The organism is Vibrio tapetis subsp. tapetis (genome assembly GCF_900233005.1).
Classification (GTDB): domain Bacteria; phylum Pseudomonadota; class Gammaproteobacteria; order Enterobacterales; family Vibrionaceae; genus Vibrio; species Vibrio tapetis.
The window spans coordinates 1737807-1753195 of the sequence record NZ_LT960612.1; the positions used below are offsets into that span (position 1 = coordinate 1737807).

Annotated in this window: 14 protein-coding genes; 3 read left to right on the top strand and 11 right to left on the bottom strand. The window is 42.6% G+C overall.

The window, feature by feature from the left end; all coding sequences use genetic code 11:
- The first annotated feature begins 90 nt into the window (after nucleotides 1–90).
- On the top strand, nucleotides 91–675 hold the full coding sequence (locus tag VTAP4600_RS24800; protein WP_145958618.1) for a hypothetical protein: 585 nt from the start codon (nucleotides 91–93) through the stop codon (nucleotides 673–675).
- Between the two features lie 874 nt (nucleotides 676–1549).
- Here VTAP4600_RS24800 and VTAP4600_RS24805 read toward each other — a convergent pair.
- The 10 genes from VTAP4600_RS24805 to VTAP4600_RS24850 all read right to left on the bottom strand — a co-directional run bounded on the left by VTAP4600_RS24805 (nucleotide 1550) and on the right by VTAP4600_RS24850 (nucleotide 12095).
- Nucleotides 1550–1702: a YoaH family protein gene (locus tag VTAP4600_RS24805; protein ID WP_102525345.1), complete on the bottom strand. Its 153-nt coding sequence runs from the start codon at nucleotides 1700–1702 to the stop codon at nucleotides 1550–1552.
- 39 nt (nucleotides 1703–1741) lie between these two features.
- Nucleotides 1742–2875 (bottom strand): conjugal transfer protein TraF, encoded by a 1134-nt coding sequence (locus tag VTAP4600_RS24810; RefSeq protein WP_102525346.1) that lies wholly within the window; start codon nucleotides 2873–2875, stop codon nucleotides 1742–1744.
- A 63-nt stretch (nucleotides 2876–2938) separates the two neighbouring features.
- On the bottom strand, nucleotides 2939–3808 hold the full coding sequence (locus VTAP4600_RS24815; protein WP_102525347.1) for a DUF2861 family protein: 870 nt from the start codon (nucleotides 3806–3808) through the stop codon (nucleotides 2939–2941).
- Nucleotides 3809–3810: 2 nt separating this feature from the next.
- A complete protein-coding gene (vxrB, locus tag VTAP4600_RS24820; protein WP_102525348.1) occupies nucleotides 3811–4470 on the bottom strand; it encodes a response regulator transcription factor VxrB in 660 nt (219 codons plus the stop codon).
- On the bottom strand, nucleotides 4445–5890 hold the full coding sequence (gene vxrA, locus VTAP4600_RS24825) for a sensor histidine kinase VxrA (RefSeq protein ID WP_231897957.1): 1446 nt from the start codon (nucleotides 5888–5890) through the stop codon (nucleotides 4445–4447). The genes vxrB and vxrA overlap by 26 nt, the downstream gene beginning before the upstream one ends.
- A gap of 157 nt (nucleotides 5891–6047) precedes the next feature.
- On the bottom strand, nucleotides 6048–7427 hold the full coding sequence (pntB, locus tag VTAP4600_RS24830) for a Re/Si-specific NAD(P)(+) transhydrogenase subunit beta (RefSeq protein ID WP_102525349.1): 1380 nt from the start codon (nucleotides 7425–7427) through the stop codon (nucleotides 6048–6050).
- Nucleotides 7428–7437: 10 nt separating this feature from the next.
- Nucleotides 7438–8988, bottom strand: coding sequence for a Re/Si-specific NAD(P)(+) transhydrogenase subunit alpha (pntA, locus tag VTAP4600_RS24835; protein WP_102525350.1), 1551 nt, complete (start codon nucleotides 8986–8988; stop codon nucleotides 7438–7440).
- A gap of 341 nt (nucleotides 8989–9329) precedes the next feature.
- A complete protein-coding gene (gene ltrA, locus VTAP4600_RS24840) occupies nucleotides 9330–10613 on the bottom strand; it encodes a group II intron reverse transcriptase/maturase (protein ID WP_102525351.1) in 1284 nt (427 codons plus the stop codon).
- Nucleotides 10614–11435: 822 nt separating this feature from the next.
- A complete protein-coding gene (locus VTAP4600_RS24845) occupies nucleotides 11436–11717 on the bottom strand; it encodes an HlyU family transcriptional regulator (protein ID WP_102525352.1) in 282 nt (93 codons plus the stop codon).
- 9 nt (nucleotides 11718–11726) lie between these two features.
- Nucleotides 11727–12095, bottom strand: a complete 369-nt coding sequence (locus tag VTAP4600_RS24850; RefSeq protein ID WP_102525353.1) for a late competence development ComFB family protein — start codon at nucleotides 12093–12095, stop codon at nucleotides 11727–11729.
- Nucleotides 12096–12335: 240 nt separating this feature from the next.
- Between VTAP4600_RS24850 and VTAP4600_RS24855 the strand changes: the two genes are divergently transcribed.
- Nucleotides 12336–13571: a GGDEF domain-containing protein gene (locus VTAP4600_RS24855; protein WP_102525354.1), complete on the top strand. Its 1236-nt coding sequence runs from the start codon at nucleotides 12336–12338 to the stop codon at nucleotides 13569–13571.
- Between the two features lie 73 nt (nucleotides 13572–13644).
- Here the strand turns inward: VTAP4600_RS24855 and VTAP4600_RS24860 are convergent, their stop codons facing one another.
- The gene (locus VTAP4600_RS24860; RefSeq protein ID WP_102525542.1) at nucleotides 13645–14583 is read right to left on the bottom strand and encodes a diguanylate cyclase; all 939 of its coding nucleotides are present in this window, start codon (nucleotides 14581–14583) and stop codon (nucleotides 13645–13647) included.
- 161 nt (nucleotides 14584–14744) lie between these two features.
- On the opposite strand from VTAP4600_RS24860, the gene VTAP4600_RS24865 reads away from it, so the two are divergent.
- Nucleotides 14745–15182: a DUF3069 domain-containing protein gene (locus tag VTAP4600_RS24865; RefSeq protein ID WP_102525355.1), complete on the top strand. Its 438-nt coding sequence runs from the start codon at nucleotides 14745–14747 to the stop codon at nucleotides 15180–15182.
- The last annotated feature ends 207 nt before the right edge of the window (nucleotides 15183–15389 follow it).

Here is a 15389-nt window from a genome sequence, read left to right on the forward strand (position 1 = left end):
ATTTATAATTATACTTATTGATACAATATGATAGCATGAGCTAATAATGATAATACACTCAATAAAATTTCAAGCTAGCTGGACACATTTATGAAACGAACAATCTTCCATATATTGGTGCTTGCAACCCTCTCTGGGTGCGCATCCGTTTCTTCGGAGAATCTGAAATCAAATACTTACACAACGGAGAAATTAACGGCGGAAATGCGAAACGATCCGCACTCTTGGATGAAGACGCAGTTTGATATCTACAATGATAGCCCGAACAATAAAGCATTCGCTGTTTACTGGAAAGGAAACCGTGCTCTTAGCTTTGCACACGCGACCAATAAGCTTGATCTTGAAAAAGCTAAAACCGAAGCATTGAGACTTTGTAATATCAAGTCAGATAAGAGTAACACTTGTACCATTGACGCGTATTCCGAAACCGAAGAACCACTCGCTTCAAATCAGAAAAAGCTACCTCCAGAAGTTTCTAGTTACTCCGATCTCGATAAGCTAAGTGAATTTGATAATACGAATAAGCACGCGGCAGTCGTAGGCAATGAACTTGGTATTTTGGGTTTTTCAACTAGTGATGTTTCGCAATCAATCGCGGAAGAAACCGCTACAATGGAGTGCCTAAAGAATACCCACTACAGCATCCCAACTTGTTACATAATAGATTCCAAATAATAATTGAGAACAACATAGGATGCTCACCAGTTACGTGAGCTCCGTTCCCCTACCTTTCGTAATCTCTACAAACAATTACAAACCATTACAAACTTTCCACATAATTTTATTAATGATTCTGTAATTATACTGCTGTCCGAATATGTTGCGTCTGTGAACACTAATTTCATGTAATGTAACTAATTGGGTATATCAATTCGTATCGTCAATCGTGAGTTCATCCCCTTTATTGAACTCTTGTTGATCTCAATGATACTGGTGTCCAGCTCCACATATGTAGCTGGGCCATTTTTCTAAACGCACCTAAACCCCACAAACGCTTTCTTCAACTCCAACCTCTGTCACGGCATAAACTCAACCCCGCGCATAGTTACAGTGTCATAATTATTAACGCTCACTCACGTCTAAACTTACCCCACACCCGAGGTGTAATTAAATTACATATTGTGGATAACCTGTGCGCAAACAGCCCACCCATCACATATTCACTCTATGATGGCTAGTTTGTTTGACTAAATCCCTTATAGTATTGCTACTGCTAGCGAGCTAACACAAATAGTAGAAATTCATAAGTTAATGATATTTAACGATATTTTAAAACTGTAAGTATTATATACCAATAAGTGTGTGCTTACTTTCTTATATGGCTCACTATGTCACAAATCTTCCGCGTAACTTTTTCTCTAAGTGGTATTTGGCACTGTAATGACGTACGACTCCCCTATATTTCTAAATTGGTTGTTAATTCATTATTGGCCGAATAGTGGTATTGAACTTGGTTTAGCCAAATGTGGGGATTTGTGGTTGGATAAAGGAGATTAGTTATAGTGCACTAAAGATACAAAAACAGCGCTCATTTGAGCGCTGTTTTAAATTAGCTTTCTTTCTTGTCACTTTGCTCTTTTCGAATATCTTCAGCAACAACTTTGATGGCTTGAGCTGTACTCATGCCCTCTTCCATTAATTTTTGAATTCGTTCAACTGCTTGTTGCTGTTCTTCATGAGATAAGCTTATATCTTGAAACATTTCGGCCTCCATAATTGGAGGCCGAGAATAGCGAATATTTTAGTAGTTGGAAAGGAAATTAATATACACACCCATTGAATTTTCATTGGTATAACTTGCGCCAATGTCTAATGTGATGATATTTAATGGTGACAGCCCGATACCTGCAGTGATAGTCCCATCATCATTGTCGCTGGCTAAGTTAGTATAGTAACCCGCCCTTAGCTGCATTTGCCTCATGATGTCGCCCTCAATACCAACGCGAAGCATTTGAGCATCGTCGTCGACACCAACAAATTTCTCACGCTTTAAAATATCGTAATCAACACTAAACGCAAAATAGTCGCCAACGATACCCGCACCAACCGTATAGTTAGGATCTAGCTTATAAGTATCCCCTATTTTTACATCACGCGTCCCTTGAGTCACCGTGTATTGTTTCGTTTCTATTTCTCGACCCATTATGTTCATAGCAGAAAACCCAACACGCCATGGTCCATAAAACCATACTGCACCTGCATCTAAATTAAATGCAGTTTCACCCGAAGCAGAATCAAGTATCTTTGAGGTATCAAAATCGGAAAAAGAAGAGTGAGACGCAATGCTGTAGACCCGTTGAATTTTGGGTGATACACCAAAGGACATATGCTGACCAAATACCGTGTAGTATTTAGCAAAAGTCATCCCAAGTTCTGATACACCAATCCCCAAAACTTTTACGAGTGAATTATCAAGGTTTTGAGCTGACGTAGGCTGGCTTGTATCCATATCAGCAGTTACATAGGATTCTGAGTAGATTTTTCCAAATACATTCATCGATACAAATGAATTAGGAATAGCGAATGCAATCGTACCACCAACATCAAGGGCTAACTGATCTCCTTGTAGGCCGGCAATGGCAGCCGCAGCTTCGCTTTCGTTACTTGCTTTTCCTGCGGTATCGATACTTCCGAGCAGATCCCCTTGATCCGTATAGGAAATACCCAGCCCTGGTAAGATCATGCCGGCGTTATCGTTTCTACGATAAAGTGCTGCGAGCGCGGGGTTGTAAAATGGCGCAGTAAGAAAGTCCGCTGATACAACACCAGTGCCACCCATTGCGTCACCTCGGCCATCAACCGAATAGTTTGCAGCAGACACTGACGTTGCTGTTAGTGCAATTGCGATAGACGCTGATAATCCGATTTTATTCATAACATAACCGCCAATAGTTCCTTTTCTCTTATATCGGCAGTAATTATCGAACCTTTAGCACTATTAATCTATAGATATGTCGTAAGTTTTGCTAATAACTTGCTGATCTTCTACAGAAATCGCACCTTGCCACCTCTTATGTGTGATTGAAATCGCTAAAACATAGCGATCAGGCTCTAGATCTCGGAGCGGAATTTGGCTCGGGTAATCACTTTCATACTCCTGGCTCCAAATTTTTTGATATTGACCATCTAGATAATCAAATACAGAAACATTCATGACTGGTAGTGGACAGTGCCTGTTAAGTAAGCCTGTTTTTTCTACTTTCCATACACCTTTAGCTTGCCAGCGTAGAATTTCTTTTGATTGCGGTTCCGCCATGACAATCCATGATTTCCACGGTTCTCCCTCTAGAGGGGTAACGGTGACCTGAAATAAGCCACTACTCAATCTTGAGTTTAAGCTGTATCTTTTTTGATAGACGAAGTCACTTTTGTCATTATTAGATAGGCGTTCAAATTCAGTGTCCGATGACACTTTACTTTTTGGCCATCGAGTGAATCCAATCGAATCAATTTCTTGGCGAGATAATACATCAATGATCACACTCGACGCCTGTCGCCCCGGTGATTGGATCACTTGCCTACGAACAACCAACTCATCTAACCAGTCAGGCAACGGTTTTTTCTGCAAAGATTGACCGCAGTCTTTTTCTAGCGACTTTACAAAAAACTTATCGAGATGCTTCGCAACATGTTCATCAGGAGACTGTTGCCACACCTGAACGATACCTTTGAAGGCACCGTCCAAGTCGTCTTGTAACAGTTGTTTATGCGCATTAGTTAATGCCGTTTGCTGCTCAAACCAAGGAATATTGTCGCCCGCGACGACAGTACTACTAAGAACAAAAACCAATGCAATCAAACGTCTCACGACTATCCCTTCATTTTGTAGCCGACACCGCGTAGGGTTTCGATTTCTATGCCAGTCAATTTTTGTCTTAGCTGTAAGACATGGGTATCAACAGTACGCGTCGTTGGGAAGTGGTTGTAACCCCAAACATGATCAAGCAACTCATCACGAGTAAACACTCGGCCAATATTGGTTGCCAAAAACAAAAGTAAATCGAATTCGGTTCTTGTCAGTGTTACTGATTCTTCATTGAAGATAACATCACGAGTTTGGGTATCAATCAATAGATTGCCGATATTGACACGATGCTCTTCACTTTCATCTGATTCAGGTGCACGTAGCTGCGCACGGATTCGCGCAAACAATTCCGCTTCGGCAAAAGGTTTTGTTAGGTAATCATTAGCACCGGCATCTAAGCCTGAAACTTTGTCTTTTATAGAGACCAATGCCGTTAATAGAATAACAGGGACTTTTTTTATCTTTTTCCATTCCGGAAGGTGACTAACAGAGTCTCCATCAGGAAGCTGACGATCCAATACAACGAGATCTACCTTCTCCCACAATGGTGCGACTTCTGCGATTGTTTCTGCATGTAAGCATTCATAGCCAGCTTGTTCCAAGCTTACCAATAACCCATCGGCTAGATTTTTGTCGTCTTCAACTAGAAGCAGAGTCTGTTTCACAAGGTATCTCCAAAATAAATGTTGTTGGCGGGCCTTCTAATGACATTTTGCCCCCCATACGCTCAACCATAGATTCAACTATCGTTAAGCCTAATCCTAAACCACTCTTACTAACAAATGGCTTTCTTACGTGTTTCCAATCTTTTTTGCTTAAGGTTCCGCTGTCTATGACCTCAAAGCGTACTTTATTACTTTGAATAATTACTTTCAGTCTAACCGGAACGGCACCGTATTTAACGGCATTATTAACCAAGTTATCAAGACATGTCCCCAACCAGTAGATATTTACTTTAATGGCGCTATCTTGTTCAATTTGGATTTCAACCGGAGTGGAAAGTTCCTCATAACGATACTCTAACCACTCATTTACTGATGGTAACCATTCCGTTGCTAGTTGATTGTTATCTGATTGTAAATAATCTTTACTCGCTTCCGCTAATTGCCGAAGTCTGCGAGAATCTTCACATAAGCGACGAAACTCATCGTAAACCGTTTCAGGCAATCGCTCAAATTCTCTCCTAAAGCCCTCAACCGTTAGTGATAAGCTGGCTATCGGTGTTCTAAGTTCATGGGTAAGTATTTGCAAAACTAACATTCGGCTGCGCATTTCTTCCCGCTTATTATTCCAACGAGAGGTTGCCCACGCCGCTAATATAACAACGTTAAATAGAACGAGCCCGATCATGATGTTCAGCAGAAGATCGGAATGATCTTCAACCTCCCAACAAATATTGCCGCTCTTGACGTAACAAATAGAGGCTTCTTTATCTAAGGTTGCTCGTAAATTTGTTTTATTTAGGAACTCACTCCATTTTTTTCGCTCAAATAAAAGATATTTGTCGCCCTGCCTTAACCATAGATCGTCTCGGTGAATGAACATATCTGAGCCGGATATCAAGGCACTTAGCGCACTGTAATCCATATCTTGTAAGCGACCGAGTAAGCTTTCTGGCTCAGCGGCTGGTCTTTCTTTGATGTGCATGTAATCTTTCAGTTCATCATAGAGGACCGGATACTTTTCAGCATAACGTGCAGCATAAGTACCACCGCCGGGATGAATGAGCGCTGAACGAGCAAACCATTTTAGAGGCAGCTTCGTCCCTTTACACATAGCGCGCGTAAAGACAAGTGGTTCGGTAATGAGTGGGCTTAGAGGCAATTTTCCTTTACAAGTTTCAGCCAAACTATAAAGGCGCTGCACGTCTCTTAACGGGTAGTCAGCCGTTTGAGGAAGCATACTTTCAGGAGCTAATAGCTTATTGGGAAAATCAGACTGGATAATTCTTGTATCATAAGAAGCAATTGCCGGAGAGTTATCAAATAGCGCACGAAACGCATCAATACGTTCAGGCAGGCTTTCAGCTTTGGCAACGTTTGTGATAGACGTTAATGTCACCAACAAGATCACTTTATATAACAAACTATTGCCGTTCTCTTTCTTATAATCTCAATGCATTAAATATAACATCAAACTCTGTGGTATGCACCGATGCTTAGGTTAACGTAACGTCATGATGGTAAGTTTTAGGTAAAAAAAAGGAGGCCAATTGGCCTCCTTCGTCACTCTGTGCTGTTATTTAAAGATGAGAAGAGATATTAACGCAACTCTCTTTCGCATCACCGAACAACATTTGAGTATTGTCTTTAAAGAACAATGGGTTCTGGACACCTGCGTAACCTGGGTTCATTGAACGCTTAAATACAATAACATTTTCTGCATTCCAAACTTCAAGAACCGGCATTCCTGCAATAGGGCTCGTTGGATCTTCAAGAGCTGCAGGGTTCACAGTATCGTTCGCACCGATGACAAGTACTGTATCAGTCTCGGAGAAATCTTCATTGATTTCATCCATTTCTAATACGATGTCATAAGGTACTTTGGCTTCCGCCAACAATACGTTCATGTGACCAGGTAAGCGGCCCGCTACAGGGTGAATACCAAAGCGTACTTCAACACCTTGAGCGCGAAGCTTCTCGGTAATTTCATGCACTGGATACTGAGCTTGTGCAACGGCCATACCGTACCCTGGAGTGATGATCACTCGCTTAGAGTTTTTCAGCATGTCTGCCACATCTTCAGCATTGATTTCTCGGTGCTCACCGTAATCCTGGTCACCGTCGCTTGTAGCAACTTCTTGACCAAAACCACCCGCAATAACACTGATGAAAGAGCGGTTCATTGCTTTACACATAATGTAAGACAGAATCGCACCAGATGAACCTACTAGGGCACCGGTAACAATCAACAAATCGTTCGCTAACATGAAACCAGCTGCCGCTGCAGCCCAACCTGAGTATGAGTTCAGCATTGAAACAACCACTGGCATATCTGCACCACCGATTGAAGCAACCAAATGGTAACCAAATACAAACGCGATCAAAGTCATGACGATAAGTGCGAACATGCTGCCATCAGCATTCACATACTGAACTAATAGGAACGCTGATATAACAAGCGCAGCTAAGTTCAATTTGTGTTTGTGAGGTAGGTTCAACGCAGATGAACTGATCACACCACGTAATTTACCAAACGCAACGATTGAACCAGTAAACGTTACCGCGCCGATGAAGATCCCCAAGAATACTTCAACTAAGTGGATAACATGTTCAGCATGAGTTGCCGCTTCTGGCGCGTCAATGTAACTGTTAAAACCCACTAGAACCGCTGCCATACCCACAAAACTGTGAAGAATAGCAACCAGTTCTGGCATCTCAGTCATTTCAACTTTTTTGGCGTAGTGGATACCAATACCACCACCGATCACCATCGCGATGATGATCCAAACAACACCTGAAGAATCTGGCCCAAAGATAGTTGCGATCAAAGCGATCGCCATACCAGCGATGCCGTAATAGTTACCTGCTCGCGCAGATTCTTGCTTAGATAGTCCCGCCAGACTCATAATAAAGAGAACGGCAGACACAATGTATGCGGCTTGTACTAATCCTGCAGACATTTGTTACTCCTTAGTCTTTACGGAACATTTCAAGCATACGTTTCGTGACCGTAAAGCCGCCGAAAATATTGATGCTTGCAATTAACACTGCGATGAACGACAAGAACGTGACAACGCCACTTCCTTGACCAATCTGTAGTAACGCACCTACAACGATAATGCCAGAAATAGCATTAGTTACCGACATAAGCGGTGTATGCAGTGAATGTGAAACGTTCCAAACAACATAGTAGCCAACCACACACGCCAATACGAATACCGTAAAGTGGGCTAAAAAGGCTGCTGGAGCAACCGAAGCAATCCAACCAAATGCACCAATACCTGCCGCTAGGCCGATAAACTTTTTAACTGGTGACGTTGGTTCTTCAACTTTCGCTTCAACCTTTACAGGTTGTGGCTTGATTTCAGGTTGAGCGGATACTTGGATAGGAGGCGCAGGCCAAGTGACTTCACCTTCTTTAACAACAGTCACACCACGTAAAACAACGTCATCGAAATCGATGTTAATGTTACCGTCTTTTTCTTTACAAAGAAGCTTAAGAAGGTTGACTAAGTTAGTACCGTAAAGCTGAGAAGATTGAGTCGGTAAACGACCGACCATGTCGGTATAGCCGATGATCTTCACGCCATTCGGAGTAGTAATAACTTTGTTTGCTTCAGTGTAAGCACAGTTACCGCCATTCGCTGCCGCAAGGTCAACAATGACACTACCCGCCTTCATCGAATCTACCATGTCTTTGGTGATAAGCTTGGGAGCAGGTCGACCGGGGATCAGTGCAGTCGTAACAATGATATCAACATCTTTGGCTTGCTCAGCATAAAGCTCAGCGGCTTTCTTGTTGAAGTCGTCCGACATTTCTTTCGCATAGCCATCACCAGCGCCAGTGTCCTCTTGGAAATCAACTTCCAAGAACTCGGCACCCATTGATTGAACTTGCTCTTTCACTTCAGGACGAACATCGAACGCTCGAACGATCGCGCCTAAGCTACCAGCAGCACCGATAGCGGCTAAACCAGCAACGCCTGCGCCAGCAACCAGTACCTTGGCCGGTGGAACTTTACCAGCAGCAGTAATTTGCCCGGTAAAGAAACGACCAAACTCATGTGCAGCTTCTACAACAGCGCGATAACCTGCAATGTTAGCCATTGAACTCAACGCATCTAGCGCTTGAGCACGAGAAATACGAGGAACCGCATCCATCGCCATGACGTTAATGTTCTTGCTAGATAGCTTTTCCATTAACTCTGGGTTTTGTGCAGGCCAAATGAAACTAATTAGGCTTGCCCCTTCTTGAATCAGTTCAATCTCATTAATCGTTTCTGCTTCGCCGGTAAGCGGGGCATTAACTTTAAAGATTACATCCGATTTCCATACATCTTCTGTCGATACGATAGTCGCACCGGCAGCTTGAAATGCAGCGTCGTCAAAACTGGCAAGAACGCCAGCTTGTGTTTCAACTGAGACGTCAAATCCCAATTTTAATAACTGCTCAACCGTTTTCGGCGTTGCAGCAACTCGAGTTTCACCTACGAGTATTTCTCTAGGCACACCAATTTGCATAGTTATTCCCTACTATTGGCACAAATGAATAGTCTGTTTTTATCTAAGGTTGCAGGTAACTTCAAGCTTTTTGTAAGAAAAATACAAACTTTCATTACATATAACCAAATTAACGGTGGATTCTCGCTTCTAAAGCGTTAAATGACAACATTTTCAGAACTAAGCAGAGGTCAAACCAGACCATTTATCGCTCAAATTCTGCCTGATAAATTAGCGACTTAACAAAATGCTCACTAAACCAACAACAATAGATACTCAAATTCAATACAAACATCGAGTAGGGTGAGGCGTCTCCGCCTCATCCCTCTCACAGAACCGTACGTACGGACCTCGTATACGGCTCATGCACATTTCCATTCAGCATAATGGCTGAACACATATCCTGTCCTAACGTGTTTATTATTCACTAATCCAAGGTCGTTAAACCATTGATTTGGCATCGAGTAACTGGCTAATGGACTCGCAGCATTTCTCCAACTATCCATACAGATATACCTGAATGACCCTTCGTAACCTAGCTGTCTTAGCCTGCGGTGGAGTCGGGTCGGTTTTTTCCATAATCGTAATTGGACGCTGCGAAGTCTTCGCCTTAACCACGCGGCCAGTTTCTTAAACTCCCTGTTGGCATTCGCTATTCGAAAGTACTGGCTGAACCCTCTCAGAAGTGGATTCAGTTGTTTAATGACTTCTAACAATGGCTTACCGCCATTGCGTCTTGTCACTCGCTTCAACTTTCCTTTGAACGTCGACATTTTCTTTGGCTGAATACGGCTATAATGGCTACCGATTTCTATTCCAAGGAATTTCACACCTTCGCCGCTGTGCGCTATGTGTGATTTGGTTTCGTTCACCGTTAACTTGAGCTGTTTTTCCAGGACCTTCGTTGCCTGTACTTGCGCATTTTCTGCACCTTTACGGCTGCGACAGAAGATCAGTATGTCGTCGGCATAACGGACTATTCGATGTCCTCGCTTTCGCATCTCTTGATCAAACGCATCCAGATAGATGTTCGCTATCAGTGGGCTTATTACTCCACCTTGCGGACTACCTATCTCGGTATGCTGCCACTCTCCATCAACCATTACGCCACTTTTCAGGAACTGTTTGATGAGCTCCAGTACGCTACTGTCTGTGACTCGTTTCTTAATGCTTTTTAGAATAAGCTCGTGGTCGAGCTTATCGAAGCACTTCGATAAGTCCATATCTACGACGTGTTGCATTCCGTATCGACGGATGAACATCGTCGCTTTGTTTATAGCATCGTGACAACTTCGATTCGGTCTATACCCAAAGCTGGATGGGTGAAACTGCTCTTCGAAGATTGGGGTTAATAGATCATTTAGAGCTTGTTGGACAACTCTATCCCGTACTGTTGGGATCCCAAGTAATCGCACCCCACCATCATCTTTCGGTATTTCTACCCGTCTGACGGGTTGAGGGGTGTATCGCTTGGTTTTGAGTTCCAGAAGAAGTTGATCTAGGTTATCACTCAGATTTTGGGCGTAGTCGCTTAGGCTCTGCCTATCTATTCCGGCCGCGCCTTTCGCTTTCCACACTTTTTTAAATCCTTTATAGAGTCGCTCTTTGTGGAGCAAGTGACCATATAAACTGTAGTAAACTCTCAACTTTTTCCTTTAGATTGTGTGCCGTGTGGGGACAAATGCTCTCTCACAGTGTTGGTGTATTTCACTCCACTCTCTAGCCTTCTAGCTCAATGGCAATTTACTAGAGTGAGTCAGAGTTACTCCCTTGTACGGTTTCTCGCTTCAGTGCTTTGCTTTCACAAAGACCGAGACGGAATACCTCGATAGCTAATCAACTTGTATACCACTGAAAAAAAAACATCTGCTCATCACAGACTTAAAATGTACTTCATCCCTTCGCAACACCAGATTGCTTTTGGCAAAATGTTGTCCCATCAGACGTGTTACTGATGGTCAGCTCAGTTTTATCCTCCACACCATTACTGGGCTTCACCGGCCGAGCTTTACTCACTACTACGGATTCATCTGCCACCTCGCACCAACATAGATCTTGGCTCTCGCCTTGAGTTTATGCTTCCGACGTTTGCTCGGATGTGGTGTCAGGCTTCCCCAGTTACTGCACTGGCTCCCTGTTAACAATGCCACCCTCAAGCACAATCTAGGTCTGATTGAGTATCGGGCTTCACGCTATTTTGCACGCTTACCCACCTAAATTGCCGAATCAGGTTCACTTTCGTTGTGTACTGTTAACTTCCTATCGCTTCCTTCAAACCCTGCCGTTGGCCAGCAACGCCCTTGCGATTCGGATTATCTTCCCCTCAATCAGGGTGATTTAGGCTTCTTTCAGCCTAATGGGTTTGCCAGCTTCGCTGGGCAAACAAAAAGAGCCATTAGCATATCGCTAAATGGCCCTTATTAAAGTGATGTTAATCAACTCGATGTAATGCGTGTTTGGTTCAATGCCTAAAAAATACCATCGCCCATCTGATCGATAAACAGCTGCGATTTTTTTAGCATAAACTCGTTGGCGTCAGATTCTGAACTAAGTACATCAGAGCGGATAAAAGTATGTGTTTTCACTTCCCCCTCCCCGAACTCTTTAGTAATGCGTCCGGCAATACGAAATTGGCCGCCCTCTGCGCGTGATTCTTGATAAATCAAGTAACCTTTGTACTCGACGGGCTCAACATCTTGTTTACTGTCAGCCGCTTTATTTCCGCCGAAAAAATAGGAAAATAAACCCACAAAAAATCCTTACTTGAGTCGTTTTTTATCTAACAGCGGCAATTCATACCACTCCAATTCGTCGTCATCATGGCGCGAAGGCTTACTAAACACAATAGGTAGATCATCATCACGTGTACGTCGATCGTTCTGTATCATTGATTCCGCGGCGATGAGCGCCACTTCAACCTGCTCATTTAGAACGACCAGTCTTTCCTCTGGTAACGCAGATAAAAAATCGATATCGTGACGAATGTATACTGGTCTTAGTTGATTTAGCGCTATACAAGCCAAATCTGCCAATTGCTCTGAGTCAAACCTATCCGTATATTCGAGCAACGCTAACTTAGCCCCAACAATTGTTTCCATATAATTGTGTACGTCTACGCTAATCTGCATGTTTCGCTTCCTCATGTCACTTATTATGGAACAATCTTTGATAATGCTAGGTGGAAAACAGGACGGAAAGAAGTTCATCTGTCCTTACTTGTGGCTTTAATCATCATATTGGTAACAATTCTAATAATTTTTCAATTAAGTTTAGCAAAACACTTGGAAATTCCAATAATAGACGTATCCTAAGAAGCTCAACTTCCTATTCTTTATATTTATAGTAAACCCCCTATCTTTGTGAGTTCGATGCTAAGTACGTTAATCAATACGAATTTTCTAAAATTTCTAATGCCTATCTTACTGACATGCCTCAGTTTATTCGCTATAGATGCCTTAACAACGTTAGTCGTTGCAAATCTGGGGATGGTGAGCCACCTTCCCTACATTCTCTTTTCTATTACTCTCATTTTGGGCCATAGCTTTAGCCAAGGTCGAATGGGAATGATCGCAATTGCGATGATGGTCGCTTATTTTTTTATTCAAGAACGTCTGCAAGTTCCATTGAGTGTTGGAACAACCAAATTGGAATTCTCGCTGCTCGCTTTCCTGTTACCCGTCGCTTGCATGGTTGTGTACGCATTCCCTAACCGTCGTTTTTTCTCCATTTCAGGGCTTGGCTACTCAATCCTAATGTTACTCTTTCTCGGCTGGGCATATTTGACGGTCGACCACTTTGCAGAAAACGGAATGGACACACTTTGGGATGGGATTCTATTCTCTATTCCAGAATTAAGTCGACTCCCCTTTCTCGCTATTTTGTACAGTATCATATGCGTTGGCATTGCAGCGATTATGGTATTGAAACGAAACGATGCGCTCGATAACGCCATCTATAGTTGCTTACTCTTTTCAGCCATTACTTTTGGCGGTTTTCAAATTAGCTACATTTCGGCCATTCTTTTTTCTCTTGCCGGTGTGATGCTTATCTATAACGTCATTTCAACCAGTCATAAGCTGGCTTTCATCGATCAGTTAACCGAGATACCGAGTAGACGAGCGTTGGAAAACGAAATGGCTCATCTAGGTCGTAAGTACACTATCGCTATGCTTGACGTAGACCACTTCAAAAAGTTTAACGATACCCATGGCCATGACACGGGCGATCATGTTTTAAGATTAGTGGCGAAAAAGCTGCGAAAAACCACTGGCGGAGCCAAAGTCTATCGATATGGCGGTGAAGAATTTACTGTCTTGTTTAAGGGGAAGTCTGCCTCCCAAACGATTGATCACTTAGAAGAGCTAAGGGAAAGCATCGCGCAATATGACATGATCATCCGCGATAAAGAGCAGAGACCTAAAGATGACAAGCAAGGCACTCAAAAACGCGGAAAAAAAAGCACAGAGAAGACAGTGAATATTACGGTAAGTATTGGTGTTGCCGACAGTTACGAATTAAAAACACCGACCAAAGTAATTAAATCAGCGGATGATGCACTGTACAAAGCGAAGAAAAAAGGCCGTAACTGCGTTGTTACTTCTTAACCCAAACTAGTTCGCAACGGTATTCTCGCGCGGAGTCAGCAAGCGATAATAAAATGATCGCTATCATTGGTGATTACCGACCTTTATTTGATACGAATCGATTACGACCATTTTGTTTCGCTTCATAAAGTAACACATCGGCTTGTTGGAAGATGAATTCAAGCGATTCGTTGCCTTTGGGAACGAAACTGTACACCCCTTGTGACGCGGTCACGAAGTCAGAAACAGACGATTTCTCATGGGTAATAGCGAGTTCTTCAATGGCGCGACCAATTCGTTCGGCTTGCTTTTCTGCATAATCGACACCCGAGTTACTTAGAATAACCACGAATTCTTCGCCACCATAACGCCCAACAACCTCCCCAGCACGAACAAAACTGCTATCTAGTCGAGAGGCTATCTTCTGTAAACACTGATCGCCTTCTATGTGGCCATAGTTATCGTTATACAACTTGAAGTAGTCGACATCTAATAACACAACCGTTAAAGGAAGCCCGTGCCTGCCATGCCAAGTCACCATCTTAGCCAGTTCACTGTCGATGAATCGACGATTATAAATCCGGGTGAGACCATCCTCGTTGACTTGTTGCTGTAAATTAGAATTCACGCTTTCCAATTTAGCTGTTACCGCCTTTAGCTCTCTTCTCATATCGGCTATACGCTGCATTGCTTTGAGTTTCGCACTCAAGACCATCTTATTGACGGGCTTTACTAAGTAGTCATCCCCCCCCATTTCGATTGCTTTAGCGATCATTTCAGGTTCTTCATGGCTGCTAAGGAAAATGATAGGCACCCAATCTTTAAAACGAGACCGAATCTCTTGAGCAACTTCAAAGCCGTCCATTACTGGCATTGATATATCGAGCAGAACAAGCTCTGGATCGAACGAGGTATAGACTTCCAGTGCTTGAGCACCGCTTTCAACAACCTCCACCGTGTGGCCTAGTTGCTTTAGACGTATACCCAGTTGCATTCTCTCTAATTGCAAGTCGTCTACCAGTAAAATTCGAATAGAAGTATTTGATATTTCCATATATTGTCTTTGATCTTCCCTATGCCATCTAAGCAATATAGCATGCTATTTGTCCTTTAACCCAATAGAAATGAATGAATTGGTTGACTTTTATTGCCAGTTTCATAGCATGTCTTTTTTGAAAGAAGTAGGACAACACCATGTCAGAAGAAATCCAAGAAACGGAACAAAAAGTAGACTTAGATACAGTCTCCCCTGAACTTAAGAAAGTCATTGAGTTTGACCAAGTTCCAGAAGCAATGTACTACATGGTAACGTCCATTCATGAAGTTTCAGAAGAAGCCGTGCGTGAAGCATGGGATAGCATGCCAGCGAGTGCACAAAATGTTTTGGACAACTTTGAGCAGTTCCATGCGCTTATTTCCGTAAGCCAAGCTTTCGCTGGTGTGAATGTAATGGAAGAATTTCCAAAACTGAACCTGCCAGAAGACATGAGCGACGAAGAAAAAGAAGCTTACCGTACTCAATTGCTAGACCAAACGCTGCATAATTGCGTTAAAGACATGGCTAAGCAAATGAAGAAAGCCCGCCGAGATGCAATTTTAAAACGTGACTTTAAAGAAGTTTTCGCTAAATAATTGCTAGCAACGAAAAACCATTAAATCCGCTCATTTTACGAGCGGATTTTTTTTTGTGTTCTTTTTGCTGAAACACGAACGTATCATAATTGAGAAAGCATGGATAATTGGACGTGATTCACATAATCAATAATTGAATTACAATGACTTAGTTCTCATACTCCACGAGTACTACAATTACAAAAAAGCAACAATAATCCAAAGTAA

Bases quoted from the DNA above. Each gene is read 5' to 3' on its own strand.
- VTAP4600_RS24800 (WP_145958618.1), top strand. From the start codon at position 91: ATGAAACGAACAATCTTCCATATATTGGTGCTTGCAACCCTCTCTGGG.
- VTAP4600_RS24850 (WP_102525353.1), bottom strand. From the start codon at position 12,095: ATGCAGATTAGCGTAGACGTACACAATTATATGGAAACAATTGTTGGG.
- VTAP4600_RS24805 (WP_102525345.1), bottom strand. From the start codon at position 1,702: ATGTTTCAAGATATAAGCTTATCTCATGAAGAACAGCAACAAGCAGTT.
- pntA (WP_102525350.1), bottom strand. From the start codon at position 8,988: ATGCAAATTGGTGTGCCTAGAGAAATACTCGTAGGTGAAACTCGAGTT.
- VTAP4600_RS24810 (WP_102525346.1), bottom strand. From the start codon at position 2,875: ATGAATAAAATCGGATTATCAGCGTCTATCGCAATTGCACTAACAGCA.
- VTAP4600_RS24865 (WP_102525355.1), top strand. From the start codon at position 14,745: ATGTCAGAAGAAATCCAAGAAACGGAACAAAAAGTAGACTTAGATACA.
- pntB (WP_102525349.1), bottom strand. From the start codon at position 7,427: ATGTCTGCAGGATTAGTACAAGCCGCATACATTGTGTCTGCCGTTCTC.
- VTAP4600_RS24855 (WP_102525354.1), top strand. From the start codon at position 12,336: ATGCTAAGTACGTTAATCAATACGAATTTTCTAAAATTTCTAATGCCT.